Genomic DNA, 25,487 nt, shown 5'->3' with positions numbered 1-25,487 from the left:
GGTGGCCGGCCCGAACGATAAGCTCCGCGGGCGCGGTGCCCAAATCAATACCCACAACCCGTACGACAACCTGCGCTACGACGAGCTGCCCGATCCGGAAGATGCGCTGCGTACCGAGTACATTCCCACCCACCCCAAAACAATCCTCAATAAGATCACCAGCCCCGATTTGGGTAACGGCTACGGCCTGAACTGCTACCAGGGGTGCGAACACGGCTGCGTGTACTGCTTCGCGCGCACCACTCACCAGTACTGGGGGTACAGCGCAGGACTCGACTTCGAAACCAAGATTCTCTATAAGGAGGAAGCGCCCAGTGTACTGCGTCAGTCTCTGGTGAAAAAGTCCTACCTCCCCATGCCCATCATGATGTCGGGCAATACGGATGCCTATCAGCCCGCGGAGCGAAAATTTGGATTAACCCGTAAGTGCCTCGAGGTTCTGCGCGACTTCAAGCATCCCGTCGGACTGATCACCAAAAACAGCCTGATCGTCAGGGATTTGGGTATCCTTACCGAGATGGCCTCGCAGCAGTTGGTCCACGTCTGTTTCAGCATCACGACGCTGGAAGAAGACGTACGACGGATGCTGGAACCGCGTACCGCGACCATTGCCCAGCGCTTCCGGGCCATCGAGACCCTCAGTGCCGCCGGGGTGCCCGTCATGGTGAATATCGCGCCCGTTATCCCGGGTTTGACCGACCACGAACTGATTGCCATCGCCCGGCGGGCCGCCGAGTCCGGTGCCCGGAAGATCGGCTACAGCATCGTACGCCTGAACGATCAGATCGCCGATATTTTTACCGATTGGATTCGGAAAACCTATCCCGACCGGGCCGAACGCGTCCTCAATCGCATCCGCGACTGTAGGGGCGGCAATCTGGGGGAAAAGCGGTTCGGCATCCGGCACAGCGGAGAGGGAGAACTGGCAAAGCTCATCCAGCAACAGTTCGAACTGGCCCGCCGGAAGTACTTCCCCGGCACGCCCGACTGGCCCGCCTACGACTTCGAGCCTTTCGAGCGAGGACGGCAGCCCCAACTCCGTCTCTTTTAGGGCATTGACCCGCAGCGGTAATACAATAAGGGAACGACATTTTCAATTAGATCAGTAGCCTTCCGTTATACCCCACACTATATGTCCAACATCCGCCCGCTCCTGGTCATTCTTATTCTCGTACTACTGATTCCCGAACCCGCCACCGCCCAGCGGCGACGCAAGAAGGACGAAGACCCCTGGCCTCCCGAGCGCGCGTACAGCCGGCTGTTCCTGGGCGGAGCTTTACAGGGCGTGTTCGAACGCCACTACGACTTCTGCGGCTTCACGAAAAGCGAGGGGAAGCGTGACTACACCCCGCCCACGATCGAAAAATTTCTGGGCCAGCGTTCCCTGCGCACCCGAGTAGAAAAAGCCGACATCAACGGCGGCAATCTCCTGAGCTACGTTTTTTCCGGGCGGGAGATCACCGCCCCCCTCGATGCCATTCGCTACAGCCCGACCAACCTGCTGTACAACGAACTGGAGGGCGTGAACTTACTTCCACAGCCGCGGGAGGGATTCGATGCATTCGTACTGACAAAAAACTGCGGCGGCTATCTGAAGTCTTCCCTTGACGCCGGCTTCAAACCCCCGTACGCCGCCTTTGCCGCGGCCCTGGATACCGACGCCAAACGCAGCAGCAGCGTACTGGCCATGGCGGGCAGCTTCGAAAGTCCGCTCTCGGAAGTCTTGGGTGCCAACGATGCGCGTACCACCGAACTGATGGCCCGCCTGTGGCAATTTTACGAGGCCCATCCGGAATACCTCGGAGAAGCGTATTACCTCCGGCAGTTCGATGGCGTACTCATCAAACACCTCACGGACAGTAAGGAAGTCATCGCGGCGGAGCAATCCGTGGGCGTAAATGTATCCCTCCCCCTGACCGCCCGGGTAAACAGCAGCCTGAGTCACCGCCGCGAAAACGAGAATACCTTCACGGGCAGCGACTGGGAAACGATCGTCTATACTGATTTTAGTGGCCCGTACACCCGGGAAGCAATGTTTTACCGCCTGCCCGGCCCGGAGGAGATTGCCGATTACTTTGCCGGCATGCGTCCGGTATCGGGAGTTTCCGTTCCCCTGCGGGAGGGGGCCGCCCACCACCACACCGTCGGCATTCCCGGACTCCCCGCCGCCCTGGCGGGCGCCGCCTGGCACCTGGAGCAACTTACCGGTGGCGTATACCAGGGTGCTCCCGGCTTGTCGGTTTCCCCCACCGACCGGGGCATTTCCTTCACCCTCAGCGGTCATACGGCGCCGTCGCTGTTTCGGTCCGACGGCAATAAGGTGGTCACGGTTTCCTACGTGCTCGTACTGCCCTCCCGGGGGTCCATGCCCTCGATCCGGGTGCCGGTGACCGAGCAACTGAATACCTCGGCTCACCCCCTGGTCGATCTGGCGGGCACCCGCTTCGAGTTGCACCGCCGCAATACGGGGCAGTACGCCCTGCAGTGGCACCTGGCCGTCAACGTCGAGGATCGGGAAAACCCCCTCGATGCCGCCGGCCGCTTCGATGCCCAAAAATTATCGATCGGCGTACCGGGGGAAACCATGGACGCCCGCGTAGTGGCGACCAGTTACGACGCCCGCCGGGCCGTGCTGAATGTAACGCTGGAAACCGAACGCAGCTGGCCGCTGCGCATGATCGATGATCGGAACATGCGGACCTTTCCCCTGGAGGCGGAATTGTGCCTCCCGGTAAAGGAAGGATTCAGCGTGTGCCGGCGACCCATCACGGCGCGGCTTGCCGTTCCGAACATCACGGCTCCCGCGACCCCGGCAATTCCCTTTATCCGTCCGTCCCCTGATCCCGCGCAAGGTTGAAGAACTCATCGAGATCCGGTGTGATCACGATCTCCGTGCGGCGGTTCATGGCCCGTCCCTCCGGCGTATCGTTGTCGCCGCGTGGATCGTTATCGGCCCGGCCGGCCGCCGTAAGGCGGTAGGGGTCCACCCCGAAATTATTGACCAGTTGACGGACGACCGAGGCCGCACGCATGGTGCTCAGTTCCCAGTTGTCCTGGATTCCACGGCCGTTGACGGGCACGTTGTCGGTGTGTCCTTCCACGATCACGTCGATGTTTTGGTGGTCGTTGAGTACCCGGCTTACCTTGTCGAGGATGTTGGACGAGGCGGGATTGAGCCGGCTCGATCCGCTGGCAAACAGCAGGTTGTCGCTGATGCTTACGAGCACCTTACCGCCCCGTACTTCGACCTTTACGTCGTCGTCGTCGATGTTGTCGAGGCTGCGCTTGAGGTTGGTCACCAGGGCCAGGTTAATGCTGTCCTTGCGCTGGATGCTGCGGTTCAGCTCGTTGATGTAGCTGGTCTGACCGCTTAGGCTCTGTAGGCTCTCGCGGATACTGGTGGCCCCTTCCTTCGAGATGACCGAGAGGTCCTCCATGCGGTTCAGCAGGTCGCCGTTGGTGCGCTGTACGCTTTCCAGCTGTCCCTTAAGCAGTTCGTTCTCGCTCTGGGCGCCGGATAGCTTGGTTTCGAGCTCCGTGATCTTGCCTTTGTTGCAACTCAGCAGGGCCAGCAGTAGGAAGGCGAGGGGGAAAATTTTCATTCGGTATACGTTTGGTGCGGCAATAACGGGATTGCGGGCCGGATTAGCGTTGTGATGGGTTACGATTCGAAGAGAACTTCCGTGGCACCGTAGCCGTACTTCGGGTGGTAACTGTTGTGAAACTTACGTACGAAAGGAACGTGCTTCAGCCGTTTGTGCACCTCCGCCTTCAGCACCCCGTCGCCTACGCCGTGGAGGACGTACACCTGACCGACATCGAGCCGGAGTGCAAGGTCCATAAACGCATCGAAGGCGCGCATCTGGGTGCTGAGTACTTCGTGACGGGGTACGCTGGCCGGATCGTCGACGAGGGCCTCCAGGTGCAGATCGAGGGTGTCGTTGAATTCCGCACGGGCCTGTAGCGCATTCTCCTTCGGTGCGGCGACCGCTACCTGATCCGGCTTCTGCAATTGGGCGCGCGTCAGTTCCCGCAGGCTGGGGCCGCTGTTCCGGTCCGCCACCGAGCTGTTGTCCAGCCGGGGAAACACGCGGTACAGGTGGGCGCCCCGGCTCAGTTCCGGCACTTCCCGGAAGCTGCTGAAAAATTGCTTGGGCTTTATTTTGAGTTGTTGAAAGTGGCGGGGGCCGGTGCCTCCTTCGACTACCGCCCGCACGTCGAGATCGACCTGGAGGCGCTCGTTCAGCCAGTGGTAGGGAATTAGCTCAAACTTAAGGCGCTCGTAGGCGAGCAGGGGGCCGAATTTCGACGCCCGCTTGGTACTACCGGTGTGCACCTTTAACTCGTAGAGAATTTTACTGCCCGTACCGTTGATCAGGTAAAGCTGGTAGCTCTCCGGTTCGCCTTCTCCGTTGAATACCGGGTCGAAGGCAAGCTGTACCCCGGTGTCGTGGGAGCTGTCGCGCGTTGGAGAGGCAGCTTTAGGCGGGGATATTCCGATAGCTGTCGGGGCGGTGGATTCAGTGAGCAGCGCAATGGCGTGGCTCGGGGCGGGTAAGTACCCCATGCCGCCGTCGAGCCTTACCTGAAACAGGTCGTTGCCTAATAGGGACGAAATCGTCCCCGTTTTGTTGGTGCGTAACATGGTCACGCGGTCGCCTACTTTGAAGTTCATTGGATAGATATTTGGTGTAGATGTAAAGGTTTAGGGTACGGCGTTGTTGTGTCCGCGGACGTCTTCATGCAGGTCGGTGTCATACCTTGCGGGCCATGGGGAAAAGTAGCCTATCGTGGCGGTGGCGGGTGGCCCAGAGTTTGGAGCACCGGTGGTGGCGCCGGTACCTGCACGGGCAGTCTCCCCGTGCCTACCTGACCGCTAAGAATGAATACTGGCGCAAATTGCTGGCACAACTGGATTGGCCGGTCGAAGACGGGCTTCGCGTACTCGACGCAGGTTGCGGTCCGGCCGGCATTTTTATGCACCTCCACGACCGGCAGCGGGTCACCGCGGTAGATCCCCTACTGAGTCGCTACGAGTCACTCGATATTTTTGCCCGCAACCGATATCCTGACGTTGACTTCCGGGAACTTCCACTGGAACAGCTCGTGCCCGCGGCTCCCTTTGATGCGATCTACTGCATCAATGCCATCAACCACGTCAGCGACTGGGCGGGTAGCCTGGATGCCCTGACCGCCGCGGCGCGCCCCGGCACCCGGTTGTTGCTCACCAGCGACGTTCACCGCCACGATTGGTTGCAGCCGGTATTCCGCATGCTTCCGGGCGACCTGCTTCACCCACAGCAGCACGCCGCAACGGACTACCGCACGGCCCTCACCAGCCGTGGTTGGACCATCGGGCGGGAAGAAGTCCTCCGTACCGAACGAATCTTCGTTTACCGGGCGTGGGTATGCACCTTCGAGCCGTCTATTCCGGCCGGGTAAACCGGCGAAACTGCTCCCGAAACCGGGGACTTTCGGTCCCCATCCACTTATCCCAGAAGGTGAAGTATAGACCGAAGTTGTACTTCGCCTGCTTGTGGTGGGCGTCGTGGTGGGTGGCCCCGATGAGTCCGCGAACGAGCGGTATCCGCGACCAACTCGCCGGAAACACTTCGATACCGGCGTGATTGATCGTAGCCGATAAGGTCATGATTGCCAGTAAAGTAAGAAAGGCGAGTGCGTGCATTGGAATAATCAAAACGCTGAGGGGAAGAAACACGGCCTGAAGTACCGCCTCCAGTGGATGAAAACTGAAGGCCGTCCAGGCGGTTGTCTCGATGCTCTCGTGGTGCCACCGGTGCACGCGTTCGTAGATACCCGGTCGGTGCATCCACCGGTGAATCCAGTAGTAGTATGTCTCCTGCGCCATCAAAAACGCGACCGGCCCGGCAATCAACCAGAAAAAATCACGGGGGCCGTCCAGGTTTAGGAACAATTTGGTGTGTCCCGCTTGCCACAAATAGAGCACCAGGATTCCGAAGGCGGCAAAGATCAGGGAAACGATCGCTGAACGTCGGATTTCACGTTGCACCTGCGCACCCGCCCCCACCTCGTAGTGAAAGATCCGGTGACGCAGTCGCTCCCGCAGCTTCAGGCGCAGCAGGTAGTGGTACAGTCCGCTAAAGAGCAAATAGCGCACGAAAATGACCACGAACAAGGCACCTACCCAAAATAACCAGTGACCGAGCATGCGCAAGCGTTTATATTGGCAGCGAAAAGCATCGGGTACGGTGGTGCTGCCCTGCGGCAAATATACCGCGCTGCCCTCCCTTCCGCTGTTGCCTAGCTGTCATAAACGCCACATGCCAAACGCCGCTCCTACATCCTTCGACTGGCAGGGACACCGTGGTGCCCGCGGCCTGCTTCCGGAAAATACCATACCCTCCTTTCTCCGCGCTCTCAGCTATCCCGAAGTGGTCACGCTTGAACTGGATGTAGTGATAGCGGCGGACGACCGCGTGATCGTCAGCCACGATCCCTTCATGGAGGCCGAAATATGCCTGACTCCGGCAGGTGAGGAGATAACGGAAGTGATCAGTCTGCGCAAACTAACCACCGATGAGATCGCAGCTTACGACTGCGGTACGCGTCCTCACCCGCGCTTCCCCGAACAAGCACGCCGACCCGCCCGTAAGCCGACCCTGGCGGCCGTATTCGCGGCGGTCGACCGCTACTGCGTACAGCAGCAAAGGCCCTCTCCGCGCTACAACATCGAGCTGAAGTACCAGTCAGACTGGGAACCCGAACTGGTGCCGGATCGCAAGACCCTCGTCGATCTCGTGGTAGCGGATGTCCTGGCCTGGGGCAAACCGGAATTGGTTAACTTACAGTGCTTCGATCCCCCCACGCTGGCCATTATTCACGAGGGGTATCCGGGTATTCAGTTGGCTTACTTAGATGAAGACCCCGGCGTAGTGAAGCGGAAAATGAGTAAGCTAGGCTTCGTGCCCGTCACCTACAGTCCGTGGGAGGCCAGGTTGACTCGGTCCATCGTAGCGGAGGCGCACTCCCTCGGAATGCGCGTTGTACCCTGGACGGTCAACGAGGTCCCGCGGATGCGGGAATTGCGTGAAATGGGCGTGGACGGCATCATCACGGACTACCCCAACCGAATCGCAGCAGCACTAAAGAAAACCCGATGAGATTCATTTTCCAGGCCATGGTTTTATGCGGGATCGCAGGTGCAGTGAGCTGTCACCGCGCAGAAATTCCGGCGTCGTCCGAAACTTCACCCGGGCGTCGGGAGGTCCAGCGCGCAGCCATGCGGGCGGAGAGCTGGCAATTCGTGGTATGCAGCGAGTCAGCCGGTCTCGTTAATTACATTGATAGCCTGGCCCGCAGAAGTAGTGCAGACGTGGACGTGCGGGTCGTCGGCTGTGCTGACATCGATCCGTCCCTGCCGACGATCATCTTTGGTGACCACCTGCCGGATCAATTGGCAGATTTGCCCCAACGCGCATTCGGCGAACCGTTCACCCTTAACTCGGATGAACTAATGATACTGAACGGCTACCTTAATCCACTGACCGTCAGGGATACTATGCCCTCGGTAGTGTCGCTATACTTAAGCGTAGATACGGAGCGGATAGTACGGTACCTCCGCGAACTTCCTTCGGAATGGGGCGGGGTGTTCCGGGGCCGGTGGGCCTACGAAATCCTTGCCGACAACGGATCCCGCCGAATGGGGGATTACGCCGGGCGAAGCGATTGGACGCTGGCTACCGATGAAGAAATTACCCTACAGGCCTCCACGAAGCCTGTACTGGACCGGGATGGAGTCGCTTTTTACGCCATGGACGGACCAATAATGCCGGAACGCCTCACCAAAATCGCCGATACCCTATTGGCGGACCCGGCAGTCATGTCCGACGTCTCCCGGGTCTATTTGTACCCAAGCGTGGAACGAATCGGACTCTGGCGCGGAAACATGGAGGCGTACCAGGTCAGCGGCCGGGACTTACACCTCGTGCCGGACCACCTCGACCACCGACCCCGTAAGCGGATTCCAGTGGAAGGCTTTCTACGGGGGATGACCGTCGCCCATGAGGGGTACCGGGTATACAATGGGTACGGCGGTTCCGGGATCGGCCCTTCGCTGGATAGCCTGCAACGGATGCACGTTAACTCCGTGGCGATCGTGCCGTACACCTTCATGCGGCAGGCCGGTGAGGTGGGTGAATTACCCGTACCCGATGGGGCGGGTTCGGAAAACGACCCGGCGGTGCGGTTTGCGATTCGGGAAGCCAGGAAGCGAAATTGCTTCGTGCTGCTTAAGCCCCAGATTTGGGTCAGTGGGGGCTGGCCGGGCGACGTAAACTTTGAAAGCGAGGAGAAGTGGGACAAATTTTTCCGGGCCTACCGCGACTGGATCATGCACTACGGTAAAATGGCCGAGGAGGAGGGAGTGGAAGCCCTCTGCATCGGTACGGAACTGGTGGAAACCACCCTTGGCCACCCGGATGCCTGGCGGTCGATCATTGCTGATCTGCGGAAAGTGTATTCGGGCAAGCTGACGTATGCCGCAAACTGGGGACGGGAATTCGAGCAACTAACCTTCTGGGCGGACCTCGACGCCATCGGACTGAACAGTTACTACCCGTTGTCGACCAGCGACCGGCCGACCGATGCCGAACTTCGTGCCGGTGCCGAAACGTGGATGCACCTGGCCGATAGTGTGAGCGTAGCGTTTGACCGGCCCCTGTGGCTGACGGAAGTCGGGTTCCGATCCGTCGAGCGGGCGTGGCTGAATCCGCACGCGGAGGCGGGCGAGCGGTCGGCCAGCCTAAGGGACCAGGCCCGCTGTTACGATGCACTGCTCACCGCCAGCCTCAATTCCGAGCGCCTGCGGGGCATGTTCATCTGGAAGTGGCCCTCTTACCTCGGGCACGACGAAGGCCGCAGGAGTACCAATACGGGGTTCACACCGGGCGGCAAGCCGGCGGGTGAGCTTCTGGGCAACTTCTACCGTGGCATAGACCGCGAAAAGCTTACTCCAGGGCAGTGACTACCAGATTGTCGAGCAGAATAGACGGCTGATCCGCCCCCCCGTTCCAGAAGTGCACCGACACGGCATCGGCCCCATCCTTCGGAGCCCGGGCCTCGATCAGGACGCTCCGGTTGTTTTCCTCATTCAGCACCCGGTGCATACGGATGACGCGTTCCTTGGTTTGCTCTCCGTTGCGGTAAAAGCGCAGGACGAACTGGGTCGAATAGTGAACGCCGTAGCGGGGCGCAGTGATGCTGCAATCGACGGACGCACGTATCCACTGGCGACCGGCGTAGGTGCCCGGGATGAAGTACACCTCACTGGCGTCGCGCGGACCCGAAAGGCAAAGCGATCCCGCGCCACTGATTGGCTCCGTGGCACAGGGCACCGGACTGAGGGAGTCAAAGGGATTGGTATACAGGGTGTCGATTCGGTGCGGCGTGCCACGGTAAAATTCCGGATTGTCGAGCAGCAGCTGGTCGTCGGTGTCGACCCCGAAGGTGAAAAGCGTACGCCAGTAATAGGCCCGGTTCATCCACTCGATCATCAGTAAGCCACCCCGGTGGGCCTGGTGGGTAAACCAGAGATTGTGCGCCGCAAAAAATACGACGGCGGCAATGAAAACGTACCGAACCACCTTGCCCCGGCGCAGGGCCCACGATACGCCGGCCGCCAGGGGGAAGGCCAGCACGGGGTAGGCCTGAACCATCGTCCGCTGTCCTAGGCTGCCCCCGTACCACCACACACTCCAGGCGAAGGCCACGTAGATAAACAGCAGAAAGTGCAGCAGGGGGGCGATGAACGTCCCCTTCCTACGGAGGTACAGCGGTAGAAATCCGAGTACGGCAATCCACATGGCCGGGGTGTAAGTCAGCCAGCCCGCCTTGTAACTGAACAGGCCGTCGATGAGGTGGGGCTGCCACCAGTCGAAGCCCTGGTCCTGGTAGCTGTACACGATCCAGTCGTCGGTGACGTACTTCCAGTAAAACAGCTGCAGCGATCCCACGGCAAGGCACCCGACGGCGGCCACCAAAATGCGGGAAAGATTGCGGCGAAGCAACTGTAGGCGCTTGCTCCATTCTCCCTTTCCCACCCGCATACCCCAGGTGAGGGGGATGACGACCGCAAGAATTTCAGTAGGCCGCGTAAGTGCCATCAGGCCCAGAATAAGCCCGATTCCCAGACACCGTCCAACGGGGAAGACTTCCCGCTCGCCCCTTGGGTGTCGGTACAGGCGGGAGGTCATCAACAGCAGCAGCGCATAGAGCGTGAACTCGTAGTTGTGCGTCAGCGCTCCGTCAATGGCCGAATAGTTGAGGTAGTTAGTAGCCAGGGTGATGATGAGCAAGGTCACCGCGACGGTCCGGTAGGAATAGTACCGTCGCAGCACGCGTTGCAACCAAAACAGTCCAAGAAACGCAACCAGTAAACTCCCCAGCGAGATGCTTAACTGGTAGGGACAAGAGAATCCATCGGCCGGATAGTCGTCCGCAACGGTGGCATACGCGTGGGCGATGGCAAAAAAGGGCGCGTACATGATCGCCTGCCCCAGGCTATACTTCATCACCTCATTGCCGCCGGGATGGGTGAAGGTTTGGTAGGGGTCGCTGGTCGGGTGATAAGTCTCTATTACCTCAGGAAGGAAAGCAACTTGCTTCAGGTCACCGTAAATGAAGGTGGCCGGCAGGTACATATAGTATCCGGACACGTCGTAACTCAGGGTCGCCTCACCGCCCGCCTGCGCCCACTTTGGATAGTACAGATGCGCGACGACGATGATGAGGTAACAGACCAACAGTACGGGGATCGAAGAGCGCTTCACTCTCGCGAAGGTAAGGAAGTTGGGTAGTCGTACTTTAGCCGGCCACAAAATCTTTCCCGTGGTCCGTACTACTTTTCTACTGCTCTCTATCCTGTTTTTTCTCTCCGGTACCGTCATGACGCAGTCCGGCATGCCCCTGATCCTATCGCTCGAGCAGCAGGGGATGCTGCGGGACGACTGGTTGAAGGAACGGTTCACCACCGTCGTACCGGATTTAATGCGCCGAGAGGGCATCGATATGTGGATTATGATCACCCGGGAGTACAACGAAGATGCGGTGGTGAGGACCATGCTTCCGAGCAGTTGGATGGGTGCCCGGCGCACCACCATGCTGGTCGTTTATGATCCGGGAGAGGGACAACCGTTGGAAACACTGGCGTGCGCGCGCTACGACGTAGGTGAGGTATTTAAAAAGGCCTGGGACCAGGAACAGCAGCCCGACCAGTGGGCGCGGCTTGCCGAAATCATCACTACGCGCAATCCCCAGAAAATAGCCGTCAATCGCAGTGCCTCCTTCGGTTTAGCGGATGGGATAAGCAGCTACCACTACGACCGGCTCCTGGAGGTGGTACCGAAGCCGTACTCCGATCGAATCGTCAACGGCGAACGCCTGGCCATCGGATGGCTAGAAACCCGAATTCCCGCCGAGATGGTCGTGTACCGCCAAACTATGCAAATCGCGCACGAGATTATCGCGGAGGCCTTTAGCGAACGGGTCATTCAGCCAGGCGTGACCACCACCGAAGACGTCGTTTGGTACCTCCGGGAACGGGTCCGTGAACTTGGCTTGACGACGTGGTTCCACCCAACGGTCGACGTGCAACGCGCACAGGAACAGGAACTCTACGGATTCGGTGGACGCCCCGGAGCGGAGATCATCCGGCCGGGAGACCTGCTGCACTGCGACTTTGGGATAACCTACTGTGGGCTCAATACGGACACCCAGCAAAATGCCTACATCCTCCGTCCCGGAGAAACCGCGGCGCCGGAATACCTGTTGGCCGCCCACAGGAAGGGTCTAAGGCTGATGGATATCCTAACCGAAGGCTTCCGTACCGGCCGCACGGGCAACGAATTGCTTCAAAACACACTAACGACGGCGGGGGAGGAAGGCCTACGTCCGACAATCTACTCTCACCCCATCGGCTACCACGGCCACGGTGCCGGACCGACGATCGGATTGTGGGATATGCAGGAGGGCGTACCGGTAAACGGCGACTATCCGATCTACCCCCGTACGGCATACAGCATCGAGCTGAACAACCGCACCTACCTAGAGGAGTGGCAACAAGATGTACGCATCATGCTGGAGGAGGATGGCTTCTGGGACGGCGACCGGTTCACCTACATCAATGGCCGTCAGGAGGAGCTGTACCTCGTTCCCCGCCAAAAATAGAGATTGAAATCATTCGATGATCAGGCAGCGGTCGGCCCGCTATCGGTACGCCCGTCCGCATTGCCGATCTGTCGCAGCGTAGCCTGGCGGTCGTTCGCGATTTTCAGCAGGGTGGCGTAGGCGGTATTCCGGCCCACCGGCTGGAGGAAACGGGCACTGGAGAAACGGGGAGGAGTGGCGGTCATCACGGGGAGTTTGTTCCATAAATATACAAACATTTTGTTGTTTGAATATTAAATAACAAATAATTTGATTTAAATACGGTAGTGCGATTTTGCTGCGCAGGATAATCGTGTACATTTACCTTCACCACAAATACGACGGAATGAACTACCGACTTACTGCGCTATTAGCCATTTTGCTCTGCTCCTGCGTCCGCGCCCAGACGGATGACGCGAAGTGGACGGTTGACGACATCGTCCACACCGAGTACGTGAGCAATGTGTCGTTTTCTCCCAATGGAAGCATGGTCCTGTGGAGCAAACAACGGGCGGCCGAGGACAAGAAAAAGGATAAATTCGTCCACGACCTCTACCTAACCCGCCTGGATAGCCGCAAGGACGGCGAATTCCGCACGGTTCGGCTTACTACCGGCGACGACAGCGATCACTCGGCCGTCTTCAGCCGCGACGGCGAGGACATCTACTTCCTCAGCGGCAGGGATGAGGGCAAAAAGCTCTGGAAAATGAGCGTGTACGGGGGCGAAGCCCAGGAGGTACAGGAGTTTAAGAACGGAATCTCGGACCCCCAGTGGATCGACGAGCATACCCTGGCCTACGTCAGCTACGAGGGCAAGACGCTTACCGCACAGGAGCTCGAGGAAAAGAAGGACGATGTAGTGGTGATCGAGGACACCAGTAGCTGGAAGATCGATCGCCTGTATGCGTACGATCTCAAAGAAAAACAGAGCACCCGCCTGACTGAAAACGTGAAACCCGTCGGCGGGTACAGCGTAAGCAGAGACGGCAAGTACCTGGCCTACGTGCTGAAGGGGAGCCCCCACCAGGCGGCGGACGCTCAACCTAAGAGCGAGTACTACCTGAAGGAATTGGCTACGGGTACCGAGCGACGGATCTTTACCGGTCTGCAGGGGCCCCGCAACCTGCAGTTTTCCCTTAGTGGAGAAAGGCTCTACTTCACCGCCACCAAAAGCAGCGACCCGGAGTGGGACGGCGCGGGCATCGGTCAGCTTTACTACCTGCCGGTTAACGGTACGGAGCCGCAAGCCGTCGAACTGGACTGGGAGAACGGCGTCGAAGACATTACCGTTGTCGGCAACGACGTGGTGGCAAGTCTGGCCAACCGCGCCACCATGCGTCAGGCCATCTACCGACCGGGGGGGAAGCGCCGGGACATCGATCTGGATACCCTGGCGGACCACGTCAGCCTGATGGCGTTCAGTGAGGATGGTAAAAAGGTTGTGTTTCAGTACTCTACGGCATCCCGCCTACCAACCTACTTCGTCGCTGACTTTACCGGAGACGCCGTAAAGAACCCGGAGGAGTTAGTGAAGCTTAACCAGAATCTCAAAAAGAAGTCCATTGCCCGGAGCGAAGTAATCGAGTGGGAGGGATACGAAGGCGAACTGGTGAGCGGCATCCTGTACTACCCAGCCAATTACCGGGAGGGTAGGAAATATCCCCTGATGCTGAGCATTCACGGCGGGCCCTCCGGTGCCGACCTGGACCGTTGGAGCGAGCGCTGGAGCACCTATCCCCAACTGTTGAGCCAGCGGGGCGCCTTCGTACTAAAGCCCAATTACCACGGTTCGAGCAACCACGGACTGAGCTACGTCGAGAGCATCAAGCAGAACTACTACGAGCCGGAGATGGAAGACATCACCGCCGGCATCGACCGGCTGATCGCCGAGGGGAAAGTACACCCCGATAGTCTGGGCAGCATGGGGTGGAGCAACGGCGCCATCCTTACGACGATGCTTACTGTACGCTATCCGGACCGCTTCAAAGTGGCCTGCCCCGGCGCGGGGGACGTCAACTGGACCAGCGACTTCGGCACCTGCAGTTTTGGCGTAAGCTTCGACCAAAGCTACTTTGGGGGAGCACCGTGGGACGATACCAACGGAAAGAACTACAACGAGAATTACCTGATCAAGTCGCCCCTCTTTGACATGGAAAAGGTGAAGACGCCGACCATCATTTTTCACGGTAGTGAAGACCGGGCGGTGCCCCGCGATCAGGGTTGGGAATACTACCGGGCGCTCCAGCAAATCGCCCAGGCCCCCGTTCGGTTCCTCTGGTTCCCGGGCCAGCCCCACGGTCTCCAGAGGATCACCCACCAAAAGCGGAAGATGGAGGAAGAATTGGCCTGGATCGACACCTACCTTTTCGGAAAGGACAGCAAGGACAACCCCGCCCTTAAGGAAGGAAGCCCCCTGGCACAACTCCTGGAGAAAGACACGGTAGCCAAACACGATGAACTCTACGGACAGTACGAGGACGATATCCTGCTTCCCGAACTCGTCTCGCTCGGTGCGGATACCATCTCCATTGCCCGATTTGAACTGACGGCCGCCCAGTACGCGGCCTTCGACCCCCAGTACCCGGTGACCGTGGGAGGCGGCAACCTGCCCGCTGAACTCACCCGGCCACAGGCCGAAGCGTACCTGGCCTGGCTAAGCAAAAAGATGGGCCGGCAGGCCAGAATGCCGAATGAGAAAGAAGCCAAGCAGCTGCAGGAACAGGCGCGCAAGGTCGGAGCCAAGGAGAACACCCTGAATTTCTGGGCCGGATACGAGATCACCCGCGACGAAGTGACTGATCTGCGCAGGAAGGTCAACGAATTGCGTACCACCCTGATCAAGCCGGTCGGTAGCTTCGCACCCGTACAGGTCGGAAAGGTAAAGCTGTACGACGTCGGCGGAAACGTAGCGGAGTACACTTCGGGAACCGGACACTACGGCTACAGTGCCTACGATTTCGTGGATTCGACCGGTGGAGACGAAGTCCCCGCATCGGACCACATCGGACTACGGGTAGTGGTCGATCAGGCCAAGCGGTAGGACAACTTTCAATCTAGCGCTTAAGCAATTTCAGCGTCCTGGGCGCTCGACCATCAGCGCGTAGGGTGGCGAAGTACAGGCCGGAAGGCAGGTCAGCGCCGAAGGTGATCGGGTCACTTCCACTAATGACGCGCTGATGAATCAACTGTCCACTCGCAGTGTAAACCCTCAGATCGGCCCGCAGTACCTCCGGGTCGTCTATTTGTAAGGTGAACGAAGCGGTGGTTGGATTCGGATAAGCCAGTACCGAGAAGGAAAGGAGTTCGGGGTAGGAGCGGGTGCCGGTAGATAGCTCACCGCGCAGGATACGAAAATTGTCAAACCCGACTACCGAGGATGCTACACTGCCGGCCCCGCTCTTCGCACTGATCACCACCGTCGAGGAATCTTCCAAAACGACACCCCGCGGAAGCGTCAGGCTATCAGATTTCCAGCCATTCGTGGGGCGGGTATAGGCAGCGAGGCGGTTCAGTTCACCGGTTTTGTCCCGTGCGCTTACTACGAGGCTATCTCCGCCAGAAAGAAAGTAATCGAGGAATAGGGTAGCTCCCGAGGTATAATCGCTAAGGTCTAGATTGGGTGATTCCAGCGTGGTCACGACGTCCTCGTCCGCATCCGGAGCAATGGCCGTCAGGTAAGCGAAGTCTCCCAGGTCATTAGCCGAATCGCTGCCGGGACCGTCGTCGCCAAACACCTCGTCCGCTTCACCCGGCCGAACGCGTTGCCAGCCTGCTTCGGTGGAAGCCGTGGCCTTCCAACCGAGGTCGGTCACGAAGCCATCGGCATACCCTTCATCGAGCAAAATAACGGAACCGCTAATGGTCGTGGAGGCCACCCCATCCATCGTGCGGGGCAGGTAACCGAACGCGGTCACGTAAATGGTGTAGGGAATTTCCTGCACGCTGTCGAGTTTGATGCTGCCCGCGGTACTGCTTGTCTGGGTGTAGTCGCGTTCCTCGGCCTGGAGTTTTACTACCGCGCCGTCCAGGGGAAGGCCGCTGCGCCTACTCTTTACGGTCAGCGTTACGTCGCTGAAGGTCGGGATGGGCTCGAGCACGATATCGAGCTGAGTCCGGGTACCGTTGGTTAGCGTGACTTCGAGGGTGTCCGGTAGGTATCCGGCTGCGGTAGCGATTACCCGGTAGGTGCCCGCCGTTGCAAGACCCGTTTTGTAGCTGCCCAACGCGTCGGTCATGCCCTCGTTCAGTTGATCGGCCGTGATGTGGACCATTGCATTGTTGACCCCCGCACCCGACCAGCGGTCGGTCACGGTTCCCTCAAGGCGTGCGGCGCGCACATAATTTACGTCAATCACGTAAAGTCCGGTACTTCGGTCACTGACCAAGGTAAGACCGCTCGGTAGGAAGGGAAAGGCGCCCCAGTTGCCGTTGTATCCCCCGTTCGCTCCAGGCCAGGTGTCGTAGTTGGCCACTTCGATCAAATTAGAGGGATCGCTGGCGTCGACCACGCGGAGGCCATCGGTATAGTGGCTGATCGACAAATAGTCATCGATCACGTGCACGTTGTGGGGAATGGTCCGGGTATTGAGACTGGACAGCGGACGGTATTCGTCCAGCAGCTTGATGTCGTTGTAATCACGAATGTCGTAGGCGGCAACCGATGCATTTGACTTCTCGTCGGTGGTGAAGACCGTGGTTGCCTCGGCGTTGGTCCAGGCGTTGTGGGTGAAGGCAAAGGGTGTGCGGGTACGGCCCAGCAGCTTGATGTCGTCTAGTTCGCGAATGTCATAAATGGACAGTTCCCCCCGTGAGATATCGGAGGTGTACATGATGCTATCCTGCACGTACACATCGTGGCTGTAGATGCTGGGTCCCATGGCAATCAACGGCGGGTGGGCGGGGTTCGCCTTCAGGTCGAAGATCAGAATGCCGCCCGCGTTCACGTTGCCGTCGCCACCGGCGGTAAAGGCAAGGGCAGCTGTGGTATCGATGTAAATGTTGTGGGCCCGCGCGAACGGCTTATCGAAGCCGGGGACGGTGTAAAGGTGATGCTCGAAGCTGATGGATTCCGGAAGATTACTCAGGTCGATTACCGTAAGTCCATCTTCACCGCGGTCGGCGGTCACGTAGGCGTAAGTTCCGTAGGTCTTGATGTCCCGCCAGGGGTTGTCAACTCCCGTGGTGCGTCCTACTTCGACTGGGTTTTTGGGATCGGCGAGGGAGACCACCGACACACCGCGGTTCAGGCCGACGAGGGCATATTCCGTGCCGTCGGGAGCGGTATATCCCCAAATGTCGTTGACTCCGTCGTCGTAGTTCAGGTTGGAGATCAGGGTCGCATTGAACTGGGCGGCAAGGGGCTGGAAAAAGCAGGAAAGGAGTAAAAGGAGGGTAAATATTGGTCGCATAGAGAATTCGTGTCCCCTATTAACCGTCCGCGGGGGCGTTTAGGTATTCAATTATTCGTCCGCCCTCCGATAAACCACCGTTTCGTTGCTGACGCCCAGCATGCGCAGCTCCAGTACCTCCTCGTTTAGCCGTACGATACCGTAGCAATCCGTCTGGGCCGGTCCGGATATCGTAAAGCAGGGTTGATTGGTAGGTTTGCCTCCGCTGCAGGCACTGGGGCAGCTCGCGTAGAAGGTCATATCCTCCTGTACCAGCAGGCTGCCTTCGTAGAAGGTTTTGTAGTGGCTCGGGGTAAGCTCCACCATTTCCTGCCCGTCCTCGGCATTCACCCATTTTCCCGTCAACAGTTTTTGGGCGGCAAGCGCGGGAGCAGCGGCGGTCTCGGAAGTGCCCTTCGATCCATCGTATGTCTTCGGCTCCTCCTCAATGGTTAGTCCGTAAGGGGTAGGAGCAGGAGCACCAGGCGGGGTGGACACCCTATCGTTAGCAGAAGCCTTCGGGAGGGGCAGGGTGTCTTCCTCGGTCGCGATGGGAAACTGATCGGCCTCACCCGGCCGGGCCGGAAAGGAGTAGGCCGACTGCCGGTCTATCTCATCCGGCGACAGTTCTGCGGCACAGGCAATGAAGAGCGGGAGACAGCAAAGTAAAATCAGGTAGCGCATGGGAAGGATTGCTTGGGTTCCGGATAAACGATGTACGCGCCGAATAAGTGCGAACGGACTAGTTTGTCGTAGCGCCCTCGCGGATCAACCGATCCACACGCAGCACCTGGGGAAGAATCAGTCGCTGTCCGTCGTTGCGGATCACGTAATCGGCAGCGGCTTCTTTTTCCTCATCGCTCCACTGGCGGGCGGCGCGCGACTCGACGGCGGAGCGATCGACGCCATCCCGACCCATCACGCGATCGAAGCGAATCTCTTGGGGGCAGGCTACCACGATGATTCCGTCGTAGGCACCAGCCGCACCAATCTCGTACAGTATGGCCGCTTCGTGGAGGGTATAGGGGTGGGTTTGTTGCGTATGCCAGGCGGCCGCATCGCGGGCGACGGCGGGGTGAACGAGTTCGTTCAGTGCAGCCAGGGCAGCCGCATCGCCAAACACGCGGTCAGCCAAATGGGAGCGGTTCAACTGACCCTCGGGGGTATAGGAGTTTGCGCCAAACCGTTCGGCGATTGAACCCCTCAGCAGGGGGTCGTCGACCATTAGCACTTTAGCCCGGGCGTCGGCGTAGTAGACCGGCACCCCTAAGCGTTCGAACTCCCGGCAAACCGTTGTTTTCCCCGCCCCGATGTTGCCCGTAATGCCGATGCGTTTTGCGCCCATAGCGAGGGCGAAGGTAACGTGCTATGGATTGTCCACGGCTACCTTATACGTCGGGTCTTCCAGCACGTTGACCTCGATGATGGCCCCCGCCCGGCTGAGCAGGCGGCGGCTGTCTTCGCTGAGGTGCACCAGGTGTACCTTCTTGCCGACCTTCTGGTAGCGTTCGGTCAGCTTATTCAGGGCCTCGATGGCCGACATATCGACCACCCGGCTTTCCTCGAAGTTGATCACGATCTCATCGGGGTCGCCCAGTACATCGAATTTCTCCGCGAACACGGCCACCGAGCCGAAAAACAACGGTCCGTAAATGTCGTAATGCTTCACTCCATTCTCGTCGATGTGTTTTCTTGCACGGATTCGCTTGGCACTCTCCCAGGCAAACCGCAGGGCCGCGATGATCACGCCCACGATGACGGCCAGGGCCAGGTTGTGCAGGAAGATGGTGACGAGGGTGACCAGCACCATCACCAGGATGTCCGATTTCGGAAACCGGCCGAAGGTGCGCAGACTGGCCCACTCGAAGGTGCCTACCGCTACCATGATCATCAGACCCGTCAGCGCGGCCATCGGTACCAGTTCGATCAGACTGCTGCCGAACATGATGAAGACAAGCAACATGACTGCGGCGACGATGCCAGATAACCTCGCTCTTGCTCCGGCACTGATGTTGATCAGGCTCTGTCCGAGCATGGCGCAACCTCCCATTCCGGAAAGGAAACCACTCAGAATGTTGGCTGCTCCCTGCGCCACCGCCTCCTTGTTGCCCCGGCCGCGCGTCTCCGTGATCTCGTCGATAATGTTGAGGGTAAGCAGACTTTCGATCAGCCCCACTCCGGCCACCACAAGGGCGTAGGGGGCAATGATCGTGAGGGTTTCGAAGGTGAAAGGCACCGCCGGAATGTGGAAGGGAGGAAAGCCACCGGAAATGCTGGCCATGTCCCCGACCGTTTTGGTGTCGATACCCGCTACGGCTACGATACCGAATACGGTCAGAATAGCAACCAGCGAGGCGGGAACCGTCTTGGTTATCTTAGGCAGTCCCCAGATGATCAGCATGGTCACCAGTACGAGTCCGCCGAACAAGTACAGTTGCGTACCACTCAGCCAGTCGCCCGTAGCCGGGTTCTTGAACTGGTCGAGCTGCGACATGAAGATGATGATCGCCAGGCCGTTCACGAAGCCGAAAATGGCAGGGTGGGGGACCAGCCGCATCAATTTACCGAGGCGTAAGACGCCGGCCGCGACCTGGAATATGCCGGCCAGCACCACGGTAGCGAATATGTACTCGATGCCGTGTGATTGGGCCAGGGATACGATCACCACGGCCACCGCACCGGTAGCTCCGGAGATCATACCCGGTCGCCCACCGAATACCGCCGTCACGATACCCATGACGAAGGCAGCATACAGGCCCGTTAGTGGAGGAAGGCCGGCCAGAAATGCAAAAGCCACTGCCTCGGGGACCAGCGCCAGCGCAACGGTAAGTCCCGAAAGGATCTCGATGCGATAGTTGACCTTCTGGTCGAAATCGAAGAGGTTGATATATTTTTTCATCTGTCTGACAACGGATTATCCGTACGACCGCCGGCCGCTCAGTAGGTTAGTGATGGGTCGGATCAACCTGCCCCTTGCTAAAAGAAGCCGCAAAGGTACGATAATAAACAGACCCGCCGAAGCGCAGTATCTTCGCCGCGAAATAGATCCCCATGACCGAAGAAGGAAACATCACCATCACCGTTATCGACCGCCTCGGTGAAGCCCACGAGCTGGAGGCGCCCACGGACATGAACATGAACGTAATGGAAGTATGCAAAGCCTACGAGCTCCCCGTCAAGGGCACCTGCGGCGGGATGGCCCTGTGCAGTACCTGTCACTGTTACGTAATCTCCGATACGGAACTGCCCGACATGGGCGGCGACGAAGAAGACATGCTCGATCAGGCCTTCTTTGTGGAAGATAATTCCCGCCTTGGCTGTCAGCTGCGCATCACCCCCGATCTGGATGGCCTGCGCGTGCAGCTTGCTCCCGAATCAGAAGAATAATTGAGAAACTTACCGCGAACTTTTGCGCTTTCAGATTTGTCTTTATATTTGCAGCCCGTTACGATGGTAACGTGGTAAAATTAACATCGCGGGGTGGAGCAGTTGGTAGCTCGTCGGGCTCAAGAACGTATTTCCAAATGATGGCAGCAGTGCCGTTTTGATACTCTGATACGCAGTTTATCGATTAGCCGAAAGGCTAATATTTGGTCTTGCTTGGGCTGCTTCGGTGGAAACGCCGGAGTGAACATTCATCAAATTCGGGGAAGCCTTTAGTATGGTAATCCCGAGCCAAGCCCTGACGCAGTCAGGGAAGGTGTAGAGACTTAATGGTGAACACCGTAGTATTCGTGAAAGCGTGTACCGGTGAAGAGAAAGTCCAGACCATCAAATCCGTTCTTCGGAACGGGCGTAGCGAAAGCTATAGTGGTAAGCATAACCCGAAGGTCGCAAGTTCGAGTCTTGCCCCCGCTACATTGGCAAAAGCCGTCACTAACTTAAGTTGGTGGCGGCTTTTTGCGTTTATACTTACTCGGGAAGAATCGAGTAAAGTGATGCGCTCAGCTGGGTATTATACCGTAGTGTGTAAGCTGAATGAAGTAGGGTTTGCCCAAGGATGAGGCGCTCTGCGCCGACCCAGCTTGGTGGGCGGTGTGGTAGTGGGGTAAATTCAACACAGATTGGCTTCGCCGGACACGGATTCGCTGCGCTCGGGCACGGATTTTCGCGGATTTTTCTGCTGCGCAGGGGGGAGGGATGAGGCGCTCTGCGCCGACCTAGCTTGGTAGGCGGTGTGGTAGTGGGATAAATTCAACACGGATTGGCTTCGCCGGACACGGATTCGCTGCGCTCGGTCACGGATTTTCGCGGATTTTTCTGCTGCGCGGTGTCGCAAGGATGAGGCGCTCTGCGCCGGCCCAGTTTGGCGAGCGATGTGGTAGTGGGATAAATTCAACACAGATTGGCTTCGCCGGACACGGATTCGCTGCGCTCGGGCACGGATTTTCGCGGATTTTTCTGCTGCGCAGAGGGGAGAGGATGAGGCGCTCTGCGCCGACCTAGCTTGGCGGGCGGTGTAGTAGTGGGGTAACTTCAACACGGATTGGCTTCGCCGCACACGGATTCGCTGCGCTCGGGCACGGATTTTCGCGGATTTTGCTGCTGCGCAGGGGGGAGGGATGAGGCGATTTGCGCCGACCCTGAGCTCACCGCCTGACAGGGTCGGCCCAGACGGCCACCTCCTTGACTACTCCCCCCCGTTACCCTTTTTCCGCTTGAACGGGTTGAACTTCTCCAACTCCTTTTTTACGTCCTCCACCGCGTCCTTGGCGGCGCCGGGTAGGGCGAGGGAGTCGGTTGCCTGGGTTGTATCGCGGCCGAGGCCGAGGGCGCCCTTTAGTTTATTTGCCGCTTCGGTTTCGAGCCTGCGGGCCTGTTCGGCGGCGGCACTGCGCAGGCTGTCTTCGACGATTCGGGCGCGGTCGCTGGCAAGGTTGCGGGCGGAATCTACGCGGCTTTCCAGCTCGTTTTTGACCTGCTCCTTGCGGGTGTCGAGTTCTTGCTGTACGCGCTCCTTGACGGCACCGGCTACGGATCCGCCGAGTCCCTGATCTCCGGAACCTTCGGAGCCGAGTAGGTCAAAGGTGGCGCGGGGGTTGCCGATGGTACCCGTCAGCGAGATGTTCAGATTGAGGGTGTCGCCGGGGGAAATATTAAGACCTAGTTTGCCCGCCTGTCCGGCAAGGCGATCCAGGGCCGATAGCGCGGTACCGGTGACGATGTTGCCCTCAATCAGGGTACGTGGTACGGCTGCCCGGATTTTGTACTCCATGTCGGTATCTAAGCCACTCGTTCCCCCCATGCGCATACCGATGCCGGCAAGCTGGAAGTCGAAGGGCTTTACGGTAACCGTTCCGTTGTCGATCTCAAAGGGAGCAATCAGGTTTTTGAGGGCGGCACTCTCACGGAGCTCGCGGATATTCAGCGCCTGTCCGATCACTTGCAGCGGCTTGAAGGAGGCGATCCGCGCATCGGCCGTTCGCAACAGACCCTTGGCATCGATCGATTTGAGCTGCGGAAGTAAGTCCTGACCCAGTTTACCGTTCATCACCAGTTCACTGCTGAAGGTGCCCGAGATAAACTTACCCACCGGGGCCAGCAGGGCAAAGGTGTTGAGCGCGCTGAAGGCCTGGCTGAAGTCGAGATTCTGCATGTCGTAAGCGAAGTTGAATCCCGGTTCCTCTCCCTCGGTCGCATCATATGCTCCGGTGAAGCCCATCGCCCCACCCAGGAGGTTCGCCCGCCCGTCTTCAATGACGATGGCACCGTCGCGGACAACCAGGTTACCGCGGACCGCATTCATCGTCAGGTCGGTGTAGTTGACGCGATCGGCGGTCATGGCGACGGTCAGATTGATGTTCCGGGGCACCGCTATCGGAGCTGCGGCAGTCGGGGAAGGATCACCGGCGGCCGCGGTGGAAGTTTCAGTAGCGGCAGTGTCCCCCATAAAATCCGCTACGTTAAAGAAGCCGGACCGCAATGCCAGGTCACCGGTGAGCACACCGTCGTCGAAAGTGAAGTCGAAGAGGTTGTTGACTACCCCCGAGGCCGCAAAGGTGCTCTGCTTCAGGGTGGCCGCGGCGTCAGAGATGACCAGTTGATTCGGTTTGATGTTTCCTACCACCCGCAGGTCGGTCGGACGGTATTCCCCGTAGGCGAGTTGCCGGATTTTGGCGTCGATGTCGAAGTCGAAGCGATCAAAGACTTCCGTTTCCGGAGTAGCGGTCATGGCAACATCTAGCTCCGCCGGACTGGTCACGGTCCCCGCGCTCTCCTCCGTCATCCACTCATCGGCGTCGAAAAAGTTGGAACGTACGGTCATGCTTCCGCGCATGGTCTGTTCCGGACTAAAATAAGCCAGGATGTTATTGATCTTTCCGGTCGCACTGATGTCGCTGCGGCCGAGGGAGGCGGTAAACTGCTGGAGGTCCACGAACTGGGGAGTGAAATCTGCCTTCGCCTGGGCGATGCGCACGGCCGGGGTTCCGTCGGCTACGTACACTAGGTTGCTCACCAGCACGTCGCCGGCCAGGTTCACGTCGGCGTAGCGGCCGGCGTCGAGGGCACTCTGGCGCACGTTGTCCATCGTGATGTCGGCTACTATCCGGCCGGCCAGTTCACTTACGCCCTCCAGAGGGATCGCCGAAGACCATTTACCCAGATCGATGGTTCCGTTCAGGCGGGCATCGACATTGGGATCGGACAACGGAGTCGCCAGATTAAAGCTGCCCCGAAAGGGATCTCCACCGAGGGTGAAATTGAAGCGGGGGATATCGACGACCAGCCGGTCGAGGTCCGCCGCGGGACTGCTAACGTTCAGGGCCGCATCGATGCCGGTGATACCGACCGGTCGACCCGGGTACTGCACGCTTCCCCCACTGATGTCGCTGTTGACCGTAAAGGCGGGGTAAACTTCCTTCTCTCCATTGTAGGTTCCCTTCACCTCACCGGAAAGGGTAAAAGTGCCGCCCGTCTGTACCCGATCGAAGCCCTCAGTGTAAGCACTGGGAATGATGCTCCACAGCTGGCGGAAGTCGTTGGCCGGGGCACTGTAGGTCAAATCAAGTAGGATATCGTCGTTCTCTTCCAGGTCAATGCTGCCCCCAAAGACGAGCGCCAACTCATTGAGCTTAACTCGGTTATCCTTAAAGGTATAGCGCAGCTCGTCGGCATCGATGGTGACGACCGCATCCGCGTCCAGATCGACCTCGTCGAGGTAAGTAAGTCCGGCCTGAGTGAAGGTAAATTTATCCGCTTCGGCGTGGGTGTCGAGATCGAATACGGAGGCGGTAAAGTCTCCGTTACCCGTTGCGTTCAGCCCGGTAAGCTTTACGTAGGTTTCAGTGGTTCGATCGTCGTAGACTAGGGAGCCGTCGTTGATCTCGAACTCCTGGAGGGTGATGGTAGCCTGGCTTTCCGTTGCGTTCGCTGCTCCTGCGTCCCCGCCCTCCGTTTCCGGGACGATGAGGTAGTTAGCGAGTTCGGGCGTAAGCACGAGGAGGTTCACGTCGGGCCGGTCGAGGGTCACCGCGTCGATGTTGTAGTTGCCGTTGCCCGCGATAACGGACCAGAAGCCGAGGTCGATCCGCGCCCGTTCACCGGTCAGCAGGGGCAGGCCCGCGAAGGTGTCGATGCCGATGATGCGGTAATCGTCGACGGTCAGCGCGATGTCGGGAAAGCTGCGAATGAAACTGACGTTGGCATCGGCGAAATCGACTTCCGCATTTACGGATTCATTGATTCCCGCCTTCACCCTGGTCACGATCTCGTCCTTAAATAGCATGGGGGCGGCGAGCAAAAAGGCAAAGACGAGCACGATGAAGACGATCAGACCGATCAAGATGCGCTTGGCGACTCTCATAAGACAAATTTTTATGGAAACAGCTTTGTGGGGTAGGTGGTTGGCACCATCTTTGTCCCGGCCCTTCCGGAGGTAGTATTGTACCACACGTAACGATCGATGTGCGATTTCGT

General features: G+C 58.8%; 18 protein-coding genes. 8 read left to right on the top strand and 10 right to left on the bottom strand.

The annotated features are described in order from the left end of the window. Position 1: 1 nt before the first annotated feature. Together GGR28_RS03725 and GGR28_RS03720 are read left to right on the top strand one after the other, a co-directional pair. On the top strand, positions 2-1,051 hold the full coding sequence (locus tag GGR28_RS03725) for a PA0069 family radical SAM protein (protein WP_183494363.1): 1,050 nt from the start codon (positions 2-4) through the stop codon (positions 1,049-1,051). A gap of 81 nt (positions 1,052-1,132) precedes the next feature. Beyond that, positions 1,133-2,857 (top strand): hypothetical protein, encoded by a 1,725-nt coding sequence (locus GGR28_RS03720; RefSeq protein WP_183494362.1) that lies wholly within the window; start codon positions 1,133-1,135, stop codon positions 2,855-2,857. On the opposite strand, the gene GGR28_RS03715 is transcribed toward GGR28_RS03720, so the two are convergent. Next, a complete protein-coding gene (locus GGR28_RS03715) occupies positions 2,823-3,602 on the bottom strand; it encodes an OmpA/MotB family protein (RefSeq protein WP_183494361.1) in 780 nt (259 codons plus the stop codon). The genes GGR28_RS03720 and GGR28_RS03715 overlap by 35 nt on opposite strands. A gap of 59 nt (positions 3,603-3,661) precedes the next feature. Further along, positions 3,662-4,675 carry a Smr/MutS family protein gene (locus GGR28_RS03710; protein WP_183494360.1) on the bottom strand — a complete coding sequence of 338 codons (1,014 nt, stop codon included), beginning with the start codon at positions 4,673-4,675 and terminating at the stop codon, positions 3,662-3,664. Positions 4,676-4,770: 95 nt separating this feature from the next. Here GGR28_RS03710 and GGR28_RS03705 point away from each other — a divergent pair, with 95 nt between their 5' ends. Beyond that, entirely contained in the window at positions 4,771-5,442 is a 672-nt protein-coding gene (locus tag GGR28_RS03705; RefSeq protein ID WP_183494359.1) for a class I SAM-dependent methyltransferase, read from the top strand. Here GGR28_RS03705 and GGR28_RS03700 read toward each other — a convergent pair. Then, positions 5,426-6,190, bottom strand: coding sequence for a sterol desaturase family protein (locus tag GGR28_RS03700; protein WP_183494358.1), 765 nt, complete (start codon positions 6,188-6,190; stop codon positions 5,426-5,428). The two genes, GGR28_RS03705 and GGR28_RS03700, sit on opposite strands and share 17 nt — an antisense overlap. 112 nt (positions 6,191-6,302) lie before the next feature. Here GGR28_RS03700 and GGR28_RS03695 point away from each other — a divergent pair, with 112 nt between their 5' ends. Both GGR28_RS03695 and GGR28_RS03690 read left to right on the top strand, forming a co-directional pair. After that, a complete protein-coding gene (locus tag GGR28_RS03695; protein WP_183494357.1) occupies positions 6,303-7,142 on the top strand; it encodes a glycerophosphodiester phosphodiesterase family protein in 840 nt (279 codons plus the stop codon). Then, on the top strand, positions 7,139-9,004 hold the full coding sequence (locus GGR28_RS03690; protein ID WP_183494356.1) for a glycoside hydrolase family 113: 1,866 nt from the start codon (positions 7,139-7,141) through the stop codon (positions 9,002-9,004). The genes GGR28_RS03695 and GGR28_RS03690 overlap by 4 nt, the downstream gene beginning before the upstream one ends. Here the strand turns inward: GGR28_RS03690 and GGR28_RS03685 are convergent. Further along, the gene (locus GGR28_RS03685; RefSeq protein WP_183494355.1) at positions 8,988-10,808 is read right to left on the bottom strand and encodes a hypothetical protein; all 1,821 of its coding nucleotides are present in this window, start codon (positions 10,806-10,808) and stop codon (positions 8,988-8,990) included. The two genes, GGR28_RS03690 and GGR28_RS03685, sit on opposite strands and share 17 nt — an antisense overlap. 58 nt (positions 10,809-10,866) lie before the next feature. On the opposite strand from GGR28_RS03685, the gene GGR28_RS03680 reads away from it, so the two are divergent. Next, positions 10,867-12,204, top strand: a complete 1,338-nt coding sequence (locus tag GGR28_RS03680) for a M24 family metallopeptidase (protein ID WP_319936697.1) — start codon at positions 10,867-10,869, stop codon at positions 12,202-12,204. 20 nt (positions 12,205-12,224) lie between these two features. Here GGR28_RS03680 and GGR28_RS03675 read toward each other — a convergent pair whose 3' ends face one another. Further along, a complete protein-coding gene (locus GGR28_RS03675) occupies positions 12,225-12,389 on the bottom strand; it encodes a hypothetical protein (protein WP_183494354.1) in 165 nt (54 codons plus the stop codon). Between the two features lie 140 nt (positions 12,390-12,529). Here GGR28_RS03675 and GGR28_RS03670 point away from each other — a divergent pair, with 140 nt between their 5' ends. Beyond that, a complete protein-coding gene (locus tag GGR28_RS03670) occupies positions 12,530-15,223 on the top strand; it encodes a prolyl oligopeptidase family serine peptidase (RefSeq protein WP_183494353.1) in 2,694 nt (897 codons plus the stop codon). 13 nt (positions 15,224-15,236) lie between these two features. On the opposite strand, the gene GGR28_RS03665 is transcribed toward GGR28_RS03670, so the two are convergent. Genes GGR28_RS03665 through GGR28_RS03650 form a run of 4 tightly spaced genes read right to left on the bottom strand, consistent with a single transcriptional unit; the run spans position 15,237 to position 20,469 of the window. After that, a complete protein-coding gene (locus GGR28_RS03665; RefSeq protein ID WP_183494352.1) occupies positions 15,237-17,591 on the bottom strand; it encodes a choice-of-anchor B family protein in 2,355 nt (784 codons plus the stop codon). A 51-nt stretch (positions 17,592-17,642) separates the two neighbouring features. Next, positions 17,643-18,254 (bottom strand): hypothetical protein, encoded by a 612-nt coding sequence (locus GGR28_RS03660; protein ID WP_183494351.1) that lies wholly within the window; start codon positions 18,252-18,254, stop codon positions 17,643-17,645. Between the two features lie 58 nt (positions 18,255-18,312). Then, positions 18,313-18,915 carry a dephospho-CoA kinase gene (coaE, locus tag GGR28_RS03655; RefSeq protein ID WP_183494350.1) on the bottom strand — a complete coding sequence of 201 codons (603 nt, stop codon included), beginning with the start codon at positions 18,913-18,915 and terminating at the stop codon, positions 18,313-18,315. A gap of 21 nt (positions 18,916-18,936) precedes the next feature. Continuing rightward, entirely contained in the window at positions 18,937-20,469 is a 1,533-nt protein-coding gene (locus tag GGR28_RS03650; RefSeq protein WP_183494349.1) for a SulP family inorganic anion transporter, read from the bottom strand. 152 nt (positions 20,470-20,621) lie between these two features. Here GGR28_RS03650 and GGR28_RS03645 point away from each other — a divergent pair, with 152 nt between their 5' ends. Next, the gene (locus GGR28_RS03645) at positions 20,622-20,957 is read left to right on the top strand and encodes a 2Fe-2S iron-sulfur cluster-binding protein (RefSeq protein ID WP_183494348.1); all 336 of its coding nucleotides are present in this window, start codon (positions 20,622-20,624) and stop codon (positions 20,955-20,957) included. Between the two features lie 1,243 nt (positions 20,958-22,200). Here the strand turns inward: GGR28_RS03645 and GGR28_RS03640 are convergent. Next, positions 22,201-25,374: an AsmA family protein gene (locus tag GGR28_RS03640; protein WP_183494347.1), complete on the bottom strand. Its 3,174-nt coding sequence runs from the start codon at positions 25,372-25,374 to the stop codon at positions 22,201-22,203. Positions 25,375-25,487 lie beyond the last annotated feature (113 nt).

The organism is Neolewinella aquimaris, assembly GCF_014197245.1.
GTDB classification, from domain to species: Bacteria; Bacteroidota; Bacteroidia; order Chitinophagales; family Saprospiraceae; genus Neolewinella; species Neolewinella aquimaris.
This window is presented reverse-complemented; position numbering and strand designations above follow the sequence as displayed.